Genomic DNA, 15,185 nt, shown 5'->3' on the forward strand with positions numbered 1-15,185 from the left:
CGCCCGCCACGTAGAACATCTATGACCGTTATTCCCGGCGCCGGAGACCGCCGGGGGATCGGGGCCAGTCGCGCTTGCCCGGTGCTCAGAACAGGCGGGCGAGCAGGGCGGTCACGGCGGTTTCCACGCGCAGAATGCGCTCGCCCAGTTGCACCGGGGCAAGGCCCGCCGCTTGCAGCTTGTCCACTTCGTAGGGAATCCAGCCGCCTTCTGGGCCGATAGCCAGGGTCACCGGCCGCTCGACGGCGCGTGGGCAAGGCGGGTAGTCGCCGGGATGGCCGAGCAGGCCGAGGGTGTCGGCGGCGAGCTGCGGCAGGCGGTCCTCGACGAAGGGCTTGAAGCGCTTTTCGACCAGCACTTCCGGTAGCATGGTGTCGCGCGCCTGTTCCAGGCCGAGGAGCAGTTGTTCGCGGATCGCCGCGACTTCGAGGAAGGGGGTCTGCCAGAAGCTCTTCTCCACTCGATAGCTGTTGAGCAGCACCAGGCGCGGCACACCCATGGCGGCGACCGTCTGCAGCACGCGCTTGAGCATCTTCGGTCGGGGCAGGGCGAGCAGCAGGGTCAGGGGTAGCTTGGCCGGCGGCGGGCAGTCGAAGACCACCTGCAATTCGGCCTCGGCGGCTTCGAGGCGCAGCAAGCGACCTTCGCCCATGGCACCGCCCAGGCGGCCGACGCGCAGGCTGTCGCCGGCCTCGGCACGGTGCACCTCGCGCAGGTGGTGCAGGCGGCGGTCGCGCAGGACCGCCCGGTCGGCGCCGACGAAGTCGGCGTCATCGAGCAGCAGCAGGTTCATGCCCGAGGCGGTTGATCGTCGTGCCCGCGGCCGGCCAGGGCGGTGCCGTCGCCGGTTTCCCCGGCGTCGCGGCGGACCATGGCGCCGAACAAGATGCCGACCTCGAACAGCAGCCACATCGGCACCGCCAGCAGGGTTTGGGAGAAGACATCCGGCGGCGTGAGGATCATGCCGACCACGAAGCAGCCGACGATCACGTAAGGGCGGCTTCTCTTCAGCGCCTCTACGTCGACCAGGCCGATCCAGACGATCAGGAAGGTTGCCACCGGAATCTCGAAGGCCACGCCGAAGGCGAAGAATAGGGTGAGAACGAAGTCCAGGTATTCGTTGATGTCGGTCATCATCGCCACGCCTTCGGGGGTTACGCTGGCGAAGAAGTGGAACATCAGCGGGAAGACCAGGAAATAGACGAAGGACATGCCGATGTAGAACAGGGCGATGCTGGAAGCCAGCAACGGCAGGGCGATGCGCTTTTCCTGCCGGTAAAGCCCCGGCGCGATGAATCCCCAGGCCTGATGCAAAATCACCGGAACGCTGAGAAACAGCGCCACCCAGGCGGTCAGCTTGAACGGGGTTAGGAACGGCGAGGCCACGCCGGTGGCGATCATGGTCGCACCCTCCGGCAGATAGGCGCGCAGCGGTGCCGAAACCAGGGTGTAGATTTCCTGGGCGAAAGGAATGAGTGCGATGAAGATCAGCAACACTGCCAGTACGCAGCGCAACAGGCGTGTGCGCAGTTCGGTCAGGTGCGCGACCAGGGGCATGTCCTGGTCGCCTTCCGGTCGGGTTGTCATGGGCTGGGCGTCTTGTCGGAAGAGGCGGCGGGAGGCTCGCTACCGGCCGGGGCGGCATGCTGCGGGGAGGGCGCGGAGCTGTCGTCCGGCGCGTTCGGCGCTGGCGGGGTCGGAGGCTGCAGGCTCTGCCGCATTTCCCGTTCCAGCTCGAGGATTCGCTCGTTATGCAGTTGGCGGCGAATCTCGTCGGCGCCGATCTCGCGTTCCACTTCGCTCTTGAGCGTGTTGAAGCTACGCCGCAATCGACCGACCCACAGGCCGGCCGTGCGCGCGGCGCCCGGCAGACGATCGGGGCCGAGCACCAGCAGGGCAACCAGGCCGACCAGCAGCAACTCGGAAAAACCGATATCGAACATGCCGCAGACTCAGTCCTTGCGCACCGGAGTGTCGACCTTATGGGCCTGACCCTCGATGGTCTGCGTCTTGTTCAGCGCCTCGCCGGCGCTAGTGCCGGTCTGCGGCTCGGCGGGCCTGTTCTCGCCTTCCTCGGTGTTCACCGCCTTGCGAAAGCCCTTGATGGCTTCGCCGATATCGGAGCCGAGCGTCTTCAGGCGCTTGGTGCCGAACACCAGGACGACGACGATGAGGATGATCAGCCAGTGTTTCCAGTCGAAGATACCCATGAAATTTCTCTTGCCGCTAAAGGGTTAGGCAGATGGTTGACGGGCGGCCTTTTCCGCATGCCCGGACAGGCCGAAGCGCCGCTCCAGTTCGTCGAGCACCGCCTGGGGGTGTTGGCCGAGGGCGGCGAGCATGACCAGGCTATGGAACCAGAGGTCGGCCGTCTCGTGGATCAGCTCGCTGCAGTCGCCACTGGTCGCGGCGTCCTTGGCTGCGAGGATGGTTTCCACCGATTCCTCGCCGACCTTCTCTAGGATCTTGTTCAGGCCCTTATGATACAGGCTGGCCACGTAGGAGCTGTCCGGCGTGGCATTCTTGCGCGCCTCGAGCACTTCGGCCAGTTGGTTGAGGGTGTCACTCATGAGGGTGTCCTGCACGGTAGATGGCGTCGGGGTCCTTGAGGATCGGATCGACGACCTTCCAGGCGCCGTCTTCAAAAACGCGGTAGAAGCAGCTCTCGCGGCCGGTGTGGCAGGCGATTCCACCGAGTTGCTCGACCTGCAGGATGATCACGTCGGCGTCGCAGTCCAGGCGCAGTTCATGCATTTTCTGCACATGGCCGGACTCCTCGCCCTTGCGCCAAAGTTTACCACGCGAGCGTGACCAGTAGATGGCGCGATTTTCCCGAACGGTCAGGGCCAAAGACTCGCGGTTCATCCAGGCCATCATCAGGATGCGCCCGGTCCGGTGGTCCTGGGCGATGGCCGGCACCAGGCCGTCGGCGTTCCAGTGAATTTCGTCCAACCAGTCTTTCATATCCACTCCGTTGCGACGCACGGGCATCGCGATACCGGGTCAATCGGAAAGGCGCCGGCGACCTACCAGCAGGTAGAGGCCGCTGGCGAGCATCAGCCAGCTCGGCCAGGCATTCGCATTGGTCGGCGGAACCTCGAGGGCGAGCAGCACGCCGCCGGCCAGCAGAGCGGCGCCGAGCAGGCGCAGGAGCTGGTAGTCGTGCCGCTCGCGCCTGCGCGTGTCCCAGGCCGGACGGGAAATACCTTCCAGCGCCGCGTGGGTCACCCGCGCCAGATGCGGCAACTGTTCGAGCTGGCCCTGCAGGTTGTTGAGCATGGCCTTCGGGCTCATGCGCTTGCGCATCCAGCGTTCGAGGAAAGGCTTTGCAGTGGTCCACAGGTCCAGCTCCGGATAGAGCTGGCGGCCGAGCCCCTCGATGTTGAGCAGGGTCTTCTGGAGCAGCACCAGTTGCGGCTGGACCTCCATGTTGAAGCGCCGGGCGGTCTGGAACAGGCGCAGCAGCAACTGGCCGAAGGAGATGTCCTTCAGCGGCTTCTCGAAGATCGGCTCGCAGACGGTACGGATCGCCGCCTCGAATTCGTTGACCTGGGTGTCGGCTGGCACCCAGCCGGAGTCGATGTGCAACTGCGCGACCTTGCGGTAATCGCGCTTAAAGAAGGCTAGCAGGTTGCGCGCCAGATAGTCCTGGTCCTGCGGCGTCAGGCTGCCGACGATGCCGCAGTCGATGGCGATGTACCGCGGGTCCCAGGGCTGGCGGGTGCTGACGAAGATGTTGCCGGGGTGCATGTCGGCATGGAAGAAGCTGTCGCGGAACACCTGAGTGAAGAAGATTTCCACGCCGCGCTCGGCGAGCAGCTTAAGATCGGTGCCCTGATCGATGAGGGCGGCCAGGTCGGTCACCGGCACGCCGTAGATGCGTTCCATCACCAGCACCTTGGGGCGGCACCACTCCCAGTAGATCTGCGGCACGTAGAGCAACGGCGAGCCTTCGAAGTTGCGCTTGAGCTGGCTGGCGTTGGCTGCCTCGCGAAGCAGGTCGAGTTCGTCGTAGATGGTCTTCTCGTAATCGCTGACCACGTCCACCAGATGCAGGCGGCGGGCCTCTGTGGAGGCCCGCTCGGCCAGCCGGGCGAACAGGTAGAGCCAGGCCAAGTCCTGGCGGATCACCGCCTTGAGGCCGGGGCGAACAACCTTGACCACCACTTCCTCGCCGGTCTTCAGTTGCGCCGCGTGCACCTGGGCGACTGAGGCCGAAGCCAGCGGCTCGCTGTCGAAGCGGGCGAACGCCTCGTCGACCCTGGCACCCAACTGCTCCTCGATCAGCGCTACGGACTGCTGCGGATTGAAGGGCGGCACGCGGTCCTGCAGCCAGGTCAGCTCGTCGGCGATGTCTTCCGGCAGCAGGTCGCGGCGGGTCGAGAGGATCTGTCCGAACTTGATGAAGATCGGCCCGAGGTCCTGCAGGGCCAAGCGCAGCCGGACGGCGCGCAGTTGCTCGCTCCGCCTGCGCGGGAGCCAGCGCCAAGGCAGGAAGTAGCCCAGTGCGCGCAGCCACCAGGGCAGCAGCGGCTGGTCGAATAGCAGGTCGTCGAGGCGATAGCGGACGACGACGCTCTGGATGCGCAGCAGACGGCGGACGGCGAGAAGCTTCATGCGTTGTCGCTGGATTCCTGTGGGTGGGTGAGGCGGGCGATGCGCGCCTCGAGGCGGTCCGTGGCCAAGCGGAGGTCGTCGACTTCGGCGAAACGGGCTTCGGCTTCGTGGCGGCCGACTAGGGTACTCGATTCTTCGCCGAGGTAGTCGGCCAGGTTCTGGCGCAGGGTGGTAAGGCTCTGTCCGCTCCAGTGCGCGCTGTGCCGCAGGCTGCCGGCGAATAACTGGGTGGCTACCGGGCCGAACCAGCGCGACAGCTCGTATTCCCAGTCGAGCTCGAGATCCTGGAGGATTTCGGCGAGTGCCAGCAGGCTGCTGCTGTCGCCTTCCAGGCTGACTTCGGGGCTGTGCAGGACGGCGGTTTTCTGTCGGCTGGCGGCCAGGCGCAGCAGGCTCGCGGCGGGCGCGTGCAGGGTGCAGTCGGCCTCGCCCTGCCAGTTGCCGGCCAGGCGCAGGCCATCGGCATTCGGCAGGATGTGGAAATGCAGCTCGGGCGCCGTGCAGTGTACGGCGAGCACGCAGCCGGCCAGCCGGGCCAGGCGCGGCAAGGCGGTGGCGTCCAGGCGCAGCAGGCGGTTAAGGCCGTGTTCCGCGCCCGCGAGCAGGGCTGTGCCGAGCATCAAGGCTTGAGGCCGCGGTGTAGGGCGACGATGCCGCCGGTCATGTTGTGGTAGGTAACACGCTCGAAGCCGGCGCCGGCCATCATGCTCTTGAGAGTTTCCTGGTCCGGGTGCATGCGGATCGACTCGGCCAGGTAGCGGTAGCTGTCGGAGTCGTTGGTGATCAGCTTGCCGGCCAGCGGCATGAAAGCGAAGGAGTAGGCGTCGTAGACTTTGCCGAGCAGGGCGCTGGAGGGCTTGGAGAATTCCAGCACCAGCAGACGGCCGCCCGGCTTCAGCACCCGCAGCATGGAGCGCAGGGCGTCTTCCTTGCGGGTGACGTTGCGCAGGCCGAAGGCGATGGTGATCACATCGAAGTGGTTGTCGGGGAACGGCAGCCTCTCGGCGTCGGCCTGGACGAAGCGCACGTTACCGGCTACGCCCCTGTCGAGCAGGCGGTCGCGGCCGACCTTGAGCATGGAGTCGTTGATGTCGGCCAGCACCACCTCGCCGCTCTCGCCGACCAGGCGGGAGAACTGCAGGGTCAGGTCGCCGGTGCCGCCGGCGATGTCCAGCACCCGGTTGCCCCGGCGCACACCGGACAGCTCGATGGTGAAGCGTTTCCACAGGCGGTGTAGGCCACCGGAGAGCACGTCGTTCATCAGGTCGTACTTGGCCGCCACCGAGTGGAACACTTCGGCGACCTTCCGCGCCTTCTGGCTTTCCGGGACGCTCTGGTAGCCGAAATGGGTGGTAGGTTCGGTCTTGCGCGGATCGTTCATGTCGCTGGCACCGGAAAAATGTACCGGTCATTCTAATGCTGGTGGTCGGGTTTGTCTTGCCGAGTACCCGGCTCAGAGCATCAGGCGGACCACCGATTCGTGGGGGTCGCGGGACTTGCCGGCGCGTTCTAGTTCGGCCAGGTATTCGGCCCACAGGCGGTTGTGGTCGCAGGCCAGTCGGTAGAGGTAGTCCCAACTGTAGAGGCCGCTGTCGTGGCCGTCGTCGAAGATCAGCTTGAGAGCGTACTGGCCAACCGGCTCGACGCCGCTCAGGCCGACGCCGAGCTTGCCGTGCTGCAGCACGGGATTGCCGTGGCCGCGCACTTCCGCCGAAGGCGAATGGACGCGGAGGAATTCGGCGTCAAGGCAGTAGCGCTCGTCGGGGGCGTAGTGCAGTTCGAGGGTCTTCGAGGCTTTGTGTAGTTTGATGGCGGTGGGCATGCGCATCGTCGGGGCTCCGCTAAAGAAGGCGGCGGCAAGGTCGTGGACTGGGTAACGGCTCGGCCTTGCCCACGCGATGGACCCCTGGAAAACACTGCGCGGTTTTCCACGGGCTGGCTATCCACCCTGCGGCCACGGGAAGATCATCTACAAAATATAGCGCGACAGATCCTCGTCCTGGGCCAGTTCGCCGAGGTGGTTGTTGACGTAGGCGGCGTCGATCACGATCGGCTGGCCGCTGTGGTCGGCGGCCAGGTCGCCGGCGCTGAACGAGACTTCCTCCAGCAGGCGCTCGAGCAGGGTGTGCAGGCGGCGGGCGCCAATGTTCTCGGTCTTCTCGTTGACCTGCCAGGCGATTTCGGCGATGCGCTTGATGCCGTCGGCGGCGAACTCGATGTTCAGTCCTTCGGTCTTCAGCAACTCGCGGTACTGTTCGGTCAGCGAGGCATGGGGTTCGGTGAGGATGCGCTCGAAGTCCTCGGGCGTCAGCGCCTTGAGTTCGACGCGGATCGGCAGGCGGCCCTGCAGTTCCGGCACCAGATCGCTGGGCTTGGCGAGATGGAAGGCGCCGGAGGCGATGAACAGGATGTGGTCGGTCTTGACCATGCCCAGCTTGGTGTTCACCGTGCAGCCCTCGATCAGCGGTAACAGGTCGCGCTGTACGCCCTCGCGGGAGACGTCGGCGCCGCCGACGTTGGCACGCTTGGCCACCTTGTCGATCTCGTCGATGAAGACGATGCCGTTCTGCTCGACCGATTCCAGGGCACGGGCCTTCAGCTCCTCCTCGTTGACCAGGCGGGCGGCTTCCTCGTCGCGGACCAGCTTGAGCGCATCCTTGACCTTCAGCTTGTGGGTCTTCTTGCGGCCCTTGCCCATGCTGGAGAACAGGTTCTGCAACTGGCTGGTCATTTCCTCCATGCCGGGTGGCGCCATGATCTCCACGCCGTTCGGCACTTCGGTGATCTCGATGTCGATTTCCTTGTCGTCCAATTGGCCCTCGCGCAGGCGCTTGCGGAACAACTGGCGGGTGTTCGAGTCCTCGCGGGCGATCGGTTCGTCGCCGAAGCCCTGACGCGCCGGCGGCAGCAGGGCGTCGAGGATGCGGTCCTCGGCGGCGTCCTCGGCGCGGTAGCGCACCCGCTGGATTTCCTGCTCGCGCATCATCTTCACCGCCGCGTCGGCCAGGTCGCGGATGATGGACTCCACGTCACGGCCGACATAGCCCACCTCGGTGAACTTGGTCGCCTCCACCTTGATGAACGGGGCGTTCGCCAGGCGTGCCAGACGGCGAGCGATCTCGGTCTTTCCGACGCCGGTCGGGCCAATCATAAGGATGTTCTTCGGCGTAACCTCGGCGCGCAGCTCGGCCGGCAGTTGCATGCGCCGCCAGCGGTTGCGCAGGGCGATGGCGACGGCGCGCTTGGCATCTTCCTGGCCGACGATGTGGCGGTTGAGTTCGTGGACGATTTCGCGGGGCGTCATGGACATGGGTAAGACTCGCTTCATGCGGTGGGGCATCGGGTCTGGGACCGTCCGCCGCGGCGTTCTGTTCGCCGGCCATGGAGCTGCGGCCGGATGCATCGAGGGCCTCAATCGAGGTCCAGTTCCTCGATGGTCAGGTTCTGGTTGGTGAAGACACAGATGCTGCCGGCGATGTTCAGGGCGGTTTCGGCGATCTCGCGGGCCGACAGACCGGTATGCAGCAGCAGCGCCTTCGCCGCGGCCTGCGCGTAGGGACCGCCCGAGCCCATGGCAATCAAGCCTTCCTCGGGTTCGACCACGTCGCCGTTGCCGGTGATGATCAGCGAGGCGTCCTTGTTGGCTACCGCCAGCATGGCCTCCAGGCGACTCAGCGAGCGTTCGGTACGCCAGTCCTTGGCCAGTTCGACGGCGGCGCGAACCAGGTGGCCCTGGTGTTTCTCCAGTTGGCCCTCGAAACGCTCGAAAAGGGTGAAGGCGTCCGCGGTGGCGCCGGCGAAGCCGGCCAGCACCTGGCCATGATAGAGGCGGCGGACCTTCTTCGCATTGCCCTTCATCACGGTGTTGCCGAGGGAAACCTGGCCGTCGCCGCCCATGACGACTTTGCCTTGGCGGCGGACTGAAACGATGGTGGTCAAGGGAGTGGTCTCCACGCTGCGGGGCGGAAATGCCCGGTGGGACCTATATGGGGCAGGGCCGGCGGAATTTCAACGGGAAGGCGGCAGGCCGCGGTGGGCGGCCTGCCGGGAGCTTAGGGCGTCTAGCGCTGCCGGGCCATCACGTTGCGGAAGCCGTCGCCGGCCAGTTGCTTCTGGGCCTGCTCCAGTTGCTGGTGGCTGCTGAAGGGGCCGGTCACCACGCGGTGCCAGGTCTCGCCGCGCACGCTACCTACCTCGACGCGCACGCTCTGGCCGAGCAGGGCGATGCGCGCCCGGGCATCCTCGGCATCGGCCTTGCTGCGGAAGGAGCCGGCCTGCAGGTAGTACTGGGTGGTCGGTGCGGACTTGGCCAGGGCCGGCGGCTTGGCGGTGACGACCGGAGGCGTGCGGCCATTGAGCAGGGCTTCCGCGCGGGCCGCGTCCTGGGCCGGCGTCAGCTTCGGCTGCTGGGGCTGCGGAGCCGGACGCTGGGGCGGGGCTTGCGTCTGTGCGCTCTGTTGCGCAGGCGGCACCTGCTGCGCTGGCTGTACCTGCGGCGGCTGTTGTGCCGTCTGCGGCTGTTGTGCCGGTTTCGGCGGCGTCTGCACCTGCTGTTGCTGTGCGGTCGGCGGTACCACGACTTCCGACTCCGGTAGCAGGGTATAGAAGTCGTACTTGGGCTTGCTCGGCGGCTGCTGCTGCGCCGACTTGGCCGGCTGCTCGACGGTGCTGCGCTTGATGGCATCGCTGCCCGGCTCGAGCTTGGTCAGAAACATCGCGAAGCCGCCGACGGCCAGACCGCTGGCGAGCCAGAGCCAGCTCGGTATTTCCCGCTGGCTCGGCGGCGGGGTGCGGCTGGCGCCGCGCTTGGGGGCGTTGTTCTTTGCCATGCTGGGGTAAGTCCCTTTACTTACATGCGTTCCAGGGGGTCCAGGCCGAGCAGTTCCAGGCCCTGCCGGAGGGTGCGGCCGGTCAGTGCGGCCAGCAGCAGGCGGCTCTGCTGGCGGGCCGGCGTATCGGCGGTGAGGATCGGGCAATTTTCGTAGAAGCTGGAGAACAAGCCGGCCAGATCGTAAAGGTAGGCGCAGAGCAAGTGTGGCAGGCCCTTCTCGGCGACGTTGCCGAGCACCTCGCCGAATTGCGCTAGCCGGGCGGCCAGCGCCAGCTCCTGCTCGGCTTCGGGAGCCGGGCTGCCGTCGATCTCGTCGATTTCCCTGCCCAGCTTGCGGAACACGCTGGCCACGCGGGTGTAGGCATAGAGCAGATAGGGCGCGGTATTGCCCTCGAAGCTCAGCATCAGTTCGAAGTTGAAGCTGTAGTCGCTGGTGCGGTGCTTGGACAGGTCGGCATACTTCACCGCGCCGATGCCCACGGCGCGGGCGATGTGGCGCAGTTCTTCCTCGGGCAGCTCCGGATTCTTGCCCTTGACCAGGGCGTAAGCGCGTTGCTCGGCCTCGTCGAGCAGGTCGATCAGCTTCACCGTGCCGCCGTCGCGGGTCTTGAAAGGACGGCCGTCGGCGCCATTCATGGTGCCGAAGCCCATGTGCTCGAGTGCCGTGTCGTCGCGTACGAAGCCGGCGCGGCGTGCCACCGCGAAGGTCATCTGGAAGTGCAGGGCCTGGCGCTGGTCGACGAAATAGAGCACACGATCGGCCTTGAGCACCTGGCTGCGGTAGCGCATCGAGGCCAGGTCGGTGGTGGCGTAGAGATAGCCGCCGCCGGCCTTCTGCACGATCACCGGCAGCGGATTGCCTTCGGCGTTCTTGAATTCGTCGAGGAACACGCACTGGGCGCCCTCGCTCTCGGTCAGCAGGCCCTTGTCGCGCAAGGCCTGGACGATGCCCGGCAACTCGTCGTTGTAGGCGCTCTCGCCACGAATATCGTCCGGGGTCAGGCGTACGCCGAGGCGTTCGTAGACTTCTTGGCAGTGCGACAGCGATATCGCGTTGAAGCGCTGCCACAGGCGCAGGCATTCCGGCTCGCCGGCCTGCAGCTGGACCACCAGTTCGCGGGCGCGGTCGGCGAAGGCCTCGGATTCGTCGAAGCGCTTCTTCGCGGCGCGATAGAACTGTTCGAGGTCGGCCAGTTCGCTTTCGGCGGAGGCGGGCTTTTCCTCCAAATGGGCCAGCAGCATGCCGAATTGGGTGCCCCAGTCGCCGACGTGGTTCTGGCGGATCACGACGTCGCCGAAAAATTCCAGCACCCGTGCCACGGCATCGCCAATGATGGTCGAGCGCAGGTGGCCGACGTGCATCTCCTTGGCCAGGTTGGGCGAGGAGAGGTCGACCACCACCCGCTGCAGGTCGCCATGCTTGCGCACGCCGAGACGCTCGTCGGCCAACGCGATCGCCAGGCGTCGGGCCAGGGCTTCGCTGTCCTGGAAGAAGTTGAGAAAGCCGGGGCCGGCGATTTCCACCTTGCTGACCGAGGCGTCGGCCGGCAGTGCGGCGACCAGCTTCTCGGCCAATTGGCGTGGCTTCAGGCCGGCCGGCTTGGCCAGCATCATGGCGATGTTGCTGGCGAAGTCGCCGTGGCTCTTGTCCTTGGTGTTTTCCACCTGGATCGCCGGCGTCAGACCCGCGGGGAGCACGCCGTCATCGGTCAGGCGGGTCAGGGCTTGCTGGATCAGCTGGCGAATCGTGTCTTTCATGGTCTGCTCTTGGCCGCGGAGGGGCAGTGCGTCGGGCGGGGCGTGAAAACCGAGCATTATCCGCAGCGGGGGTGGGCTTGCCAACCGCCACGAGTTGGGGCAGGGCAATCGCATGAAGCGCTCGCCTGATACCAGACTGGAAAGATTGTGTGATCCTTGGCATGGCTGCTTGCCGAGTAGCCGGATAGTCCCCGTTTCGGCCCCCCGGCCGAGTCACTTTTTCTTGCCTGGCCAAGAAAAAGTAACCCAAAAGAAGGCCACCCCCTCATCCGGCCCTACGCTTCGCTCCGGGTTCCCTCCCTGCATCGCCGCTCCAGGGGCCCGCCGCGAAGGGCCATCCATGCCATGGCCCATCGCGGCTCTCGCGGCATCCTGCCGCTCGACCCCTTTTACGACGATTCCGCTCGGCCTCTTGAAGGGGCATCCGGCGCGGCCTGACAGGTCGTGCCGCAAGAGCGAAAGCGCTTTCAGGCAACCCGGAGCCCGACTCCCGTTCAGAAGGCCGAGCGCAAGCGTCGCGTAGAGGGGCGAGCCGCGGGGAGGCGGCGAGAGTCGTACGAGGGGCATGGATGCCCCTTGTGCGACGACCCTCGGAGCGGCGCCGGAGCGAGGGAACCCCGGCGCAGCCGGGGCCGAATGACCGGGCGCGCTTTCTCTTTGGTTACTTTCTCTTTGCGCGCAAAGAGAAAGTGACTCGGCCGGGGGGGCGAAACAGGGAGTATCCGCCCCCTCGGAAAGCAGCCGATGCACCGGATCTGGAGACCACGCCGGAGTGGACCAGGCACACAATCTTTCCAGTTCGGTATCGGAAAGACATTTCATGCGATTGCCCTGGAGTTGGGGGCGGCCTCCGCCATCGACGGGCGCTGGCGCTCAGTACAGGTCGATCGGGTCGACGTCCAGCGACCAGCGCACCGTGCGGGTGCCCGGCAGCCGTTCGAGGGCCACCAGCCAGGGTCCGAGCAGGCGGTGAAGTGGTGCGCGGCCGAAGGCCTGCAGCAGTAATTGGGCGCGATGGCGGCCGGCGCGTCGCTCCATCGGCGCCGGCACCGGGCCGAGCAGTTCAAGGCTAGAGAGTTGCAGGGTGGCGAGCAGTTGCCGGGCTTCGTCGGCGGCCTGTTCGAGAAAGTCCTCGGCCTGGCCCGGCCGGTGCGCTTCGGCACGCAGCAGGGCCAGGTGGGCGAAGGGCGGCAGGCCGGCGGCGCGGCGCTCCGCGAGGGCCTGCTCGGCGAAGGCGAAGTAGCCCTGTTCGGCGAGTTGGACCAGCAACGGGTGGTCGGCCAGGTGGGTCTGGATGATCACCGTGCCCGGCTCTTCGGCGCGCCCAGCACGCCCGGCGACCTGCACGATCAGTTGAGCCATGCGTTCGCTGGCGCGAAAGTCGGCGGAGAACAGACCGCCGTCGGCATCGAGGATTGCCACCAGGGTGACGCGTGGGAAATGGTGGCCCTTGGCGATCATCTGGGTGCCGACCAGCAGGCAGGGCTCGCCGCGGTGGATGGTGGCGAGCAGCCTGGACAGCGACTCCTTGCGTGCGGTGCTGTCGCGGTCGATGCGCAGCACCGGATGATCCGGGAAGAGCGTGGCCAGGCGTTCTTCCGCGCGTTCGGTACCGGCACCGACCGGCCGCAGGTCGACCTGGGCGCATTGCGGGCAGGCGGTCGGCTGGCGTTCGCTGTGGCCACAATGGTGGCAGCGCAGTTCGCGCTGGCGCTGGTGCAGGGTCATGCGCGCATCGCAACGCGGGCACAGGGCGATCCAGCCGCAGTCGTGGCACAGCAGGGTCGGCGCGAAGCCACGGCGGTTGAGGAATACCAGTACCTGCTGGCCGGCGGCGAGGGTGCGGGCGATGGCCTGTTGCAAGGGCGGAGAGATCCCGGCGTCGAGCGATCGGCTTTTCACGTCCAGGCGCAGGAAGCGCGGCGGACGGGCCTGGCCGGCGCGCTGGCGGAGCCGGAGCAGGGCGTAGCGTCCGGCATGGGCGTTGTGCAGGCTTTCCAGGGAGGGTGTGGCGGAGCCGAGCAGGACCGGGATCTCCTCCTGCCGGGCGCGTACTACGGCCAGGTCGCGAGCGTGGTAACGCAGGCCTTCCTGCTGTTTGTAGGAGGCATCGTGCTCCTCGTCGACGATGATCAGGCCGGGGTGCTTGAGCGGGGTGAAGAGTGCCGAGCGGGTGCCGATGACGATGTCCGCCTCGCCGTCGCGGGCCGCTAGCCAGGCGTCCAGGCGTTCGCGGTCGCCGATGCCGGAGTGGAGCAGGGCGACCCGGGCATTGAAGCGGCGGGTGAATCGTTCCAGTGTCTGTGGACCGAGGTTGATTTCCGGGATCAGGACCAGCGCCTGACGGCCGGCCTCCAATACCTGGTGGATCAGTTGCAAGTAGACCTCGGTCTTGCCGCTGCCGGTGACGCCGGCAAGTAGAAAGGCGTTGAAGCCGCCGAAGCCGGCGCGTACCGCTTCGACGGCCTCGCGCTGTTCGTCGTTCAGCGGCAGTTCGGCCTGAAGCAGCCAGCTACCGTGCCGTTCACGCGGGGCGTGGTGGCGTATTTCGGTGCGCAGCAACCCCTTGGCCAGCAGCAGGTCGAGGCTGGCCTTGTTCAGTCTCAGCTTGCCGAGCAGGGCCTGGGGCACGCCATGAGGATGCTGGGCGAGGGTCTGCAATGCTTCGCGCTGGCGCGGTGCGCGGGCCAGGCGCGGATCGTCCGGACGTGCATCTGTGGCTAGGTGCCACCATCGCTCCTGGCACCGCTCGGCCGGTTCGCCTTGGCGCAGCAGCGCCGGCAAAGCCCAGCCGAAGGTGTCGCCGAGGCTGTGCTGGTAGTAGTGGGCCGTCCACCGGCACAGCCTGAGCAGGCTCGGCAACAGTAGCGGACAGGGATCGAGCAGTTCGAGGGCGGCCTTCAGCTTGTCGGGCGGCACTTCGCTGTGCTCGCTCAGTTCGACCAGTACGCCGACTACCTCGCGCCGGCCGAACGGCACGCGCAGGCGTACCCCCGGCCGCAGGCGGGCGGTCGGCACGCCGGGCGGGGCGTGGTAGTCGAACAGGCGACGCAGCGGCGAGGGCAGGGCGAGGCGAAGGATCGGGGTGGGCACGCGGGCAGTCCTTGGCGGAGAGCGATGATCTTAGCAGGTGGTGGGGGCGGGGCCGTGACCTCCCGTTCCCGTGTACTTGCATCGTCGTAGTGCTCTGGTATCATCCGCCGCCTGTTTCCGTACGGTGCCCGGCATTGGGTCGGGTGGCGGTACGCCAGAGTCGAGGACTTTTCCATGAAAGCCGATATCCATCCGAGTTACGTCGAGATCGAGGCGACCTGCAGTTGCGGGAACGTGATCAAGACCCGTTCCACCCTGGGCAAGAACATCGGCATCGATGTGTGCTCCGAGTGTCACCCGTTCTATACCGGCAAGCAGAAGGTGCTCGACACCGGCGGCCGTATCGACCGCTTCAAGCAGCGTTTCGGTGTGTTCGGCTCCAAGTGAGCACCGATGGTCGGGGCGGTCCGATGGACTGTTCCGTCTGCCAAAGAAGGCGCCCCTCGTGGGCGCCTTCTTCGTTTCCGTTGCCTGGAATTGCCTGCGCGAGCAGGTGATCGGCGGCGACTTCCCACGCCTTGCCGATGTTCTGGACGCTCTCGTGCGCCCGGCCCATTGTCGGGTCATCGGAGGTCGGGGCAGGCATTGAGCCATCCGCTCGTGCCCGATGGACTTTCGAATATCGATCCTTCATGCCGGTAGCCGACCCACAGCCCATACCGACCGGGCTGTAAAGCCGGGGCGAGCGTGCATACCGTTCGCTTTGCCTGTCTCGGCCAAGGGCATCTTTTCGTGTGTGATCCGTCGGCGCTGGTTGCCGTGTCGGGGGTATCGCTATGCTCAGAGTTCCGATAGTCGATCCGGGCAAGTGCCCATACTCTCTTTAGAGGTGTGTCCGGAATTGGCCAAAAGTCGGATGACAGGGGGCTTGACGTGCGGTTCTGAG

At 66.3% G+C, this 15,185-nt stretch carries 16 protein-coding genes; 1 reads left to right on the plus strand and 15 read right to left on the minus strand.

Annotated elements, in window-relative coordinates; all coding sequences use genetic code 11:
- Positions 1 to 85: 85 nt before the first annotated feature.
- From ACGI6K_RS01980 to ACGI6K_RS02050, 15 genes are all read right to left on the minus strand, one after another.
- Complete coding sequence (locus ACGI6K_RS01980) at positions 86 to 793, minus strand: 16S rRNA (uracil(1498)-N(3))-methyltransferase (RefSeq protein WP_376945303.1); 708 nt, start codon at positions 791 to 793, stop codon at positions 86 to 88.
- On the minus strand, positions 790 to 1,587 hold the full coding sequence (gene tatC / locus ACGI6K_RS01985) for a twin-arginine translocase subunit TatC (protein ID WP_376945301.1): 798 nt from the start codon (positions 1,585 to 1,587) through the stop codon (positions 790 to 792). The genes ACGI6K_RS01980 and tatC overlap by 4 nt, the downstream gene beginning before the upstream one ends.
- Complete coding sequence (gene tatB, locus ACGI6K_RS01990) at positions 1,584 to 1,943, minus strand: Sec-independent protein translocase protein TatB (protein WP_376945299.1); 360 nt, start codon at positions 1,941 to 1,943, stop codon at positions 1,584 to 1,586. Before tatB ends, tatC begins: the two co-directional genes overlap by 4 nt.
- A gap of 9 nt (positions 1,944 to 1,952) precedes the next feature.
- Positions 1,953 to 2,210 carry a twin-arginine translocase TatA/TatE family subunit gene (locus tag ACGI6K_RS01995; RefSeq protein WP_376945297.1) on the minus strand — a complete coding sequence of 86 codons (258 nt, stop codon included), beginning with the start codon at positions 2,208 to 2,210 and terminating at the stop codon, positions 1,953 to 1,955.
- Between the two features lie 24 nt (positions 2,211 to 2,234).
- The gene (locus ACGI6K_RS02000; RefSeq protein ID WP_376945295.1) at positions 2,235 to 2,570 is read right to left on the minus strand and encodes a phosphoribosyl-ATP diphosphatase; all 336 of its coding nucleotides are present in this window, start codon (positions 2,568 to 2,570) and stop codon (positions 2,235 to 2,237) included.
- Positions 2,563 to 2,964 (minus strand): phosphoribosyl-AMP cyclohydrolase, encoded by a 402-nt coding sequence (gene hisI, locus ACGI6K_RS02005; RefSeq protein WP_376945293.1) that lies wholly within the window; start codon positions 2,962 to 2,964, stop codon positions 2,563 to 2,565. The genes ACGI6K_RS02000 and hisI overlap by 8 nt, the downstream gene beginning before the upstream one ends.
- Positions 2,965 to 3,003: 39 nt before the next feature.
- Positions 3,004 to 4,617: a ubiquinone biosynthesis regulatory protein kinase UbiB gene (ubiB, locus tag ACGI6K_RS02010; RefSeq protein ID WP_376945291.1), complete on the minus strand. Its 1,614-nt coding sequence runs from the start codon at positions 4,615 to 4,617 to the stop codon at positions 3,004 to 3,006.
- A complete protein-coding gene (locus ACGI6K_RS02015; protein WP_376945289.1) occupies positions 4,614 to 5,237 on the minus strand; it encodes a ubiquinone biosynthesis accessory factor UbiJ in 624 nt (207 codons plus the stop codon). The genes ubiB and ACGI6K_RS02015 overlap by 4 nt, the downstream gene beginning before the upstream one ends.
- A complete protein-coding gene (ubiE, locus tag ACGI6K_RS02020) occupies positions 5,237 to 5,998 on the minus strand; it encodes a bifunctional demethylmenaquinone methyltransferase/2-methoxy-6-polyprenyl-1,4-benzoquinol methylase UbiE (RefSeq protein WP_376945287.1) in 762 nt (253 codons plus the stop codon). The genes ACGI6K_RS02015 and ubiE overlap by 1 nt, the downstream gene beginning before the upstream one ends.
- A 72-nt stretch (positions 5,999 to 6,070) precedes the next feature.
- Positions 6,071 to 6,445 carry a gamma-butyrobetaine hydroxylase-like domain-containing protein gene (locus tag ACGI6K_RS02025; RefSeq protein ID WP_376945285.1) on the minus strand — a complete coding sequence of 125 codons (375 nt, stop codon included), beginning with the start codon at positions 6,443 to 6,445 and terminating at the stop codon, positions 6,071 to 6,073.
- Positions 6,446 to 6,586: 141 nt separating this feature from the next.
- Entirely contained in the window at positions 6,587 to 7,927 is a 1,341-nt protein-coding gene (gene hslU, locus ACGI6K_RS02030; RefSeq protein ID WP_376945283.1) for an ATP-dependent protease ATPase subunit HslU, read from the minus strand.
- Between the two features lie 101 nt (positions 7,928 to 8,028).
- A complete protein-coding gene (hslV, locus tag ACGI6K_RS02035) occupies positions 8,029 to 8,556 on the minus strand; it encodes an ATP-dependent protease subunit HslV (RefSeq protein ID WP_376945281.1) in 528 nt (175 codons plus the stop codon).
- Between the two features lie 122 nt (positions 8,557 to 8,678).
- A complete protein-coding gene (locus tag ACGI6K_RS02040) occupies positions 8,679 to 9,446 on the minus strand; it encodes an SPOR domain-containing protein (RefSeq protein ID WP_376945279.1) in 768 nt (255 codons plus the stop codon).
- A 20-nt stretch (positions 9,447 to 9,466) separates the two neighbouring features.
- Positions 9,467 to 11,206 carry an arginine--tRNA ligase gene (gene argS, locus ACGI6K_RS02045; protein WP_376945277.1) on the minus strand — a complete coding sequence of 580 codons (1,740 nt, stop codon included), beginning with the start codon at positions 11,204 to 11,206 and terminating at the stop codon, positions 9,467 to 9,469.
- Positions 11,207 to 12,079: 873 nt separating this feature from the next.
- Entirely contained in the window at positions 12,080 to 14,299 is a 2,220-nt protein-coding gene (locus ACGI6K_RS02050) for a primosomal protein N' (RefSeq protein WP_376944195.1), read from the minus strand.
- A gap of 174 nt (positions 14,300 to 14,473) precedes the next feature.
- On the opposite strand from ACGI6K_RS02050, the gene rpmE reads away from it, so the two are divergent.
- Positions 14,474 to 14,686 carry a 50S ribosomal protein L31 gene (rpmE, locus tag ACGI6K_RS02055; RefSeq protein ID WP_376944193.1) on the plus strand — a complete coding sequence of 71 codons (213 nt, stop codon included), beginning with the start codon at positions 14,474 to 14,476 and terminating at the stop codon, positions 14,684 to 14,686.
- The last annotated feature ends 499 nt before the right edge of the window (positions 14,687 to 15,185 follow it).

The organism is Azorhizophilus paspali (assembly GCF_043587585.2).
In the GTDB taxonomy this organism is placed as follows: Bacteria; Pseudomonadota; Gammaproteobacteria; order Pseudomonadales; family Pseudomonadaceae; genus Azotobacter; species Azotobacter paspali.

What these genes read in the sequence shown, in the direction of transcription:
- ACGI6K_RS02025 (WP_376945285.1), bottom strand. Translation starts at nt 6,445, where the DNA reads ATGCGCATGCCCACCGCCATCAAACTACACAAAGCCTCGAAGACCCTC.
- hisI (WP_376945293.1), bottom strand. Translation starts at nt 2,964, where the DNA reads ATGAAAGACTGGTTGGACGAAATTCACTGGAACGCCGACGGCCTGGTG.
- rpmE (WP_376944193.1), top strand. Translation starts at nt 14,474, where the DNA reads ATGAAAGCCGATATCCATCCGAGTTACGTCGAGATCGAGGCGACCTGC.
- argS (WP_376945277.1), bottom strand. Translation starts at nt 11,206, where the DNA reads ATGAAAGACACGATTCGCCAGCTGATCCAGCAAGCCCTGACCCGCCTG.
- ACGI6K_RS02015 (WP_376945289.1), bottom strand. Translation starts at nt 5,237, where the DNA reads ATGCTCGGCACAGCCCTGCTCGCGGGCGCGGAACACGGCCTTAACCGC.
- tatB (WP_376945299.1), bottom strand. Translation starts at nt 1,943, where the DNA reads ATGTTCGATATCGGTTTTTCCGAGTTGCTGCTGGTCGGCCTGGTTGCC.
- ubiE (WP_376945287.1), bottom strand. Translation starts at nt 5,998, where the DNA reads ATGAACGATCCGCGCAAGACCGAACCTACCACCCATTTCGGCTACCAG.
- ACGI6K_RS02000 (WP_376945295.1), bottom strand. Translation starts at nt 2,570, where the DNA reads ATGAGTGACACCCTCAACCAACTGGCCGAAGTGCTCGAGGCGCGCAAG.
- ACGI6K_RS01995 (WP_376945297.1), bottom strand. Translation starts at nt 2,210, where the DNA reads ATGGGTATCTTCGACTGGAAACACTGGCTGATCATCCTCATCGTCGTC.
- ACGI6K_RS01980 (WP_376945303.1), bottom strand. Translation starts at nt 793, where the DNA reads ATGAACCTGCTGCTGCTCGATGACGCCGACTTCGTCGGCGCCGACCGG.
- ACGI6K_RS02040 (WP_376945279.1), bottom strand. Translation starts at nt 9,446, where the DNA reads ATGGCAAAGAACAACGCCCCCAAGCGCGGCGCCAGCCGCACCCCGCCG.
- ubiB (WP_376945291.1), bottom strand. Translation starts at nt 4,617, where the DNA reads ATGAAGCTTCTCGCCGTCCGCCGTCTGCTGCGCATCCAGAGCGTCGTC.
- hslU (WP_376945283.1), bottom strand. Translation starts at nt 7,927, where the DNA reads ATGTCCATGACGCCCCGCGAAATCGTCCACGAACTCAACCGCCACATC.
- tatC (WP_376945301.1), bottom strand. Translation starts at nt 1,587, where the DNA reads ATGACAACCCGACCGGAAGGCGACCAGGACATGCCCCTGGTCGCGCAC.